The organism is Halalkalibacter flavus (assembly GCF_036663575.1).
GTDB classification, from domain to species: Bacteria; Bacillota; Bacilli; order Bacillales; family Bacillaceae_D; genus Halalkalibacter; species Halalkalibacter flavus.
On sequence record NZ_JAWRVK010000089.1, the window covers coordinates 1 to 3,220 of the forward strand.

The window sequence follows — 3,220 nt, forward strand, 5'->3', positions numbered from 1 at the left end:
TTTTTGTTCATGCTTCATAATATCTAGAAGAAACTGTGTGTATGAATGATCATTTTTTTCAGCTTCTTTAATTAATTTTGTTAGGTGATTTGAAGTCTCAACGAATCTTAGAGTTCGCATCAGATCCTGGAGTTGATTAAACTGTGTCATCGAGAATCCCCCTCTAAAATAGAGTAGTACTCATTCATCTCTCTTTTTGGGGCATTAGTATCCATTACCCAATTTGATGACATAGTTGAAGGCTGTTTCACCTGTTTAGCGTTATCAGTTACTGTTTCATGTACTGGTCGTTGTCGTTTGAGGTATGAAATGATATCGCTGAAATCTGTTCCACTATAAAGATTACGGCGTAAACACTCAGCGAGCGCAAGGTTAATAATAAAAGTATCATTTGTTTTAATAGAGTTTAAGAGTAACTGTAACTGGTCACGAATGTATTCTTTCCAAACATACCCACGGTTATCCAATTCTATAAATCTTGTCACTATACTTCTCTTTTGGAATATGACCTACTATTTTATTTAATCTATCATATTGCCTGTCAATGAACATTTTTACTGACTCATCTCTATTTAATAAAGTTCCATCTAAATCAAATAAAGCAGCTTTAATCACTTTTAAATACAACTCTCTCCAATTTCAAGATACTCATATTCTTCTTTATAGTTAATACAAAGTCCTTGTTCAACTCCCCATTGCATAATACCAATTATTTCAAAATAAGGCTTTCAACTCAATTTTTCACTTCAAAAGACACTTACCTTATTACGGATAAGCGCCCGATTGCTGAAGAGCGTTATTAAAATAACAAATATATCATCAACGACATAGAAGATAAAATATATGTCAATAATGATAATGTTGTTGATGTTAATGATGAGATAGTTACCTTCGGGATTCAGGGAAAAAACTTCAAAGAAAAAACTCAAGAAGAGGTACCTCTTTCTAAACAGATCCTGACTTTGCTTCTAAAAGATTGTTGAAACAGTCTTAATAAACCGATAATCATAAGTTTTATTTCTCTCTTTTTTTGGTTAGAAGATAACGTATAGTCTTCACTTTTCTTTTAGATACTCACTTAGCTATTTTGATCCCTATAACTTACCCTCGCATAGCCAAAAAATCATTGCTCATCTTCCCTAACTGGAATGACTTTGTATTGAAGTGTATGGGGAAGGCTTAACTAAATACCTTCAATAAATGCCTCGGCTGCTTTTTCAGTCTTAAAAGTAATGTGGGTTCCTTCCCCAATTATCCTATTTTCAAATTCATATTCATTACCTTGTGAATCGAATGCTTTTACCATAAAAAACATAGACTTTCCCTTCTTTTTAACATTTTATTTTTAATCCTTTAATTTTGTAACAAGAATGATAGCCTATCTCAATAATATTAAAGGCTAGGCTATAATATAGCCCTCGAGATGGAGGTAATGTACTCAGTGTTATTGGCAGAGTATTTTCTGCCTATACCTCAACTGATATAGATATCAAAAATAGTAAAAGTATCTTATGGTTAACCTGGAAAATGCTTTTTTGTTCACCTATAGAAAATAGTAAATAAAACAGCTACTGCACTTATGTTTATGATCGAAAGCACAGGTAAACCATAGCTAAACTTTTTTTTCAACGATTTATGGCGAAACTTCTTAAGACCTAACCAAAGACCAAGAGCACCACCAATATAACCTATTAAGAATAAATGCCTTTCAGGAATACGAAGCATATCATTTATAGCATAATGTTTATCTAACCCCATCATGCTAAAACTGATAACATTAATTATTAATAGATAGAAAATGATAAATTCCATAGTAAGTTTTATCCCCTTTATTCATCAAGCGTTAATATCGTTTCAGTTTATATATTAACATTTTTTTCCACAAAAACATATTATCGCCATTTATCGTTTATTCTGAATTTAACTGCATATCAACCTACAGAAATGGTAAAAGAAAACTTTAATGTATTACCAGTTTCCATTGGTTTAGGTGTTGGGGGCTTATTGTTATACATTTTTGGCATATCTGCATTCAACAAAGAAAACGACATTCTTTTATAGAATGGCGTTTTCTTTCATCTATATATTCTTTACTCTTTGCATTCTTTTGACCTTATATTGTTCAAAATCCCACTTCGATAAAAATTCTTTTGTAGAAGTATAGCCTGATTTATAGAGAAAATCGATTTCATCCTCATTCAGTTCAAAATCAGTTGCGTTAATGTCTCTAGTCGGAATTTGAATCGTGCGTTCAATCGTTTCTTCGTTCATATGTCGTAAATCATGGGCTTGAAGCATCGTTTTAAAAATATTTTTGAAAAGGTGGATTGGCGTAGGTATAACTGCATTTATGTTAACTTTATCTTTCACAAAATGGAAGCCGAACGTTGGAAACCGAGGGTTTTCCGTATCAAATATCCATATTGGGAAGTTACTTAGTAAACCACCATCTAAAATGTAGGATTTGTTACGGTCTTTTGATTTCCATATAACCGGACGGTAGAAAAATGGCATAGATGCGCTCATCATAACCGCAGTTGAAACTTTTAAATCAGCTGGTGTCATCCTGTAGCGATCCAAATCATCTGGCAAAATAAGCATTTGGCCATTCGAAATATCAGAAGCAATAATCTTCAATTTCCCATCTGGCAGATCCGCAAATGTCTTAATGCCTTTTTCCAGAAGAAGTGAATCCACCCATGATTGCAAATAATCGTTTTTATAAATTCCAAGATTAATCATAAGTTCTAAAAAGATGCCGAAAATGGGAATTCGATTCAAGTACGTCTTACCTCGAAGCTTTGAAAAATCGAGTTCACTTAGACGATCTCTAATTTCATAGCTTTTGTAGCCGCTTGCCAAAAGAGAAGCTATTAATGCTCCCGCTGATGTTCCAGCCAATCTTTCCCACTCTACTTTTTCCTCTTCCATTGCTTGAATCGCTCCAATAAAAGCAATTCCTCTAGCCCCACCACCTTCAAAAACAGCATCTACCTTCAAATCTTCACCACCTTACTATAAGAGTTATTAATTATTAAACTGCTAAGATAGTTCATTAACAATTATTTAGAATAAAGTTGAAATTTGCAATCTCCTATTCTACAATATGGCCCTTTTCATGAAGAAAGACGCTTTCCTTATTTCAGAAAAGCGCCCTATAATGGAATAACTAAAATATGTTCTTAGTCCTATAATCACTTGCTATTTGGTCATTGATATA

3 protein-coding genes and 1 pseudogene are annotated in these 3,220 nt (G+C 33.0%); all 4 read right to left on the reverse strand.

Translation table 11 applies throughout. The features are described from left to right. Positions 1–419: 419 nt before the first annotated feature. Positions 420–615, reverse strand: a pseudogene (locus tag SAY88_RS24390) (HAD family hydrolase); the annotation flags it as partial. Between the two features lie 568 nt (positions 616–1,183). Beyond that, a complete protein-coding gene (locus SAY88_RS24395) occupies positions 1,184–1,315 on the reverse strand; it encodes a hypothetical protein (RefSeq protein WP_332635036.1) in 132 nt (43 codons plus the stop codon). 224 nt (positions 1,316–1,539) lie between these two features. Then, the gene (locus SAY88_RS24400) at positions 1,540–1,812 is read right to left on the reverse strand and encodes a DUF1294 domain-containing protein (RefSeq protein ID WP_332635038.1); all 273 of its coding nucleotides are present in this window, start codon (positions 1,810–1,812) and stop codon (positions 1,540–1,542) included. Between the two features lie 267 nt (positions 1,813–2,079). Beyond that, positions 2,080–3,000: a patatin-like phospholipase family protein gene (locus SAY88_RS24405; protein ID WP_332635039.1), complete on the reverse strand. Its 921-nt coding sequence runs from the start codon at positions 2,998–3,000 to the stop codon at positions 2,080–2,082. Positions 3,001–3,220: the final 220 nt, after the last annotated feature.

Bases quoted from the DNA above. Each gene is read 5' to 3' on its own strand.
- SAY88_RS24395 (WP_332635036.1), bottom strand. From the start codon at position 1,315: ATGTTTTTTATGGTAAAAGCATTCGATTCACAAGGTAATGAATATGAA.
- SAY88_RS24400 (WP_332635038.1), bottom strand. From the start codon at position 1,812: ATGGAATTTATCATTTTCTATCTATTAATAATTAATGTTATCAGTTTT.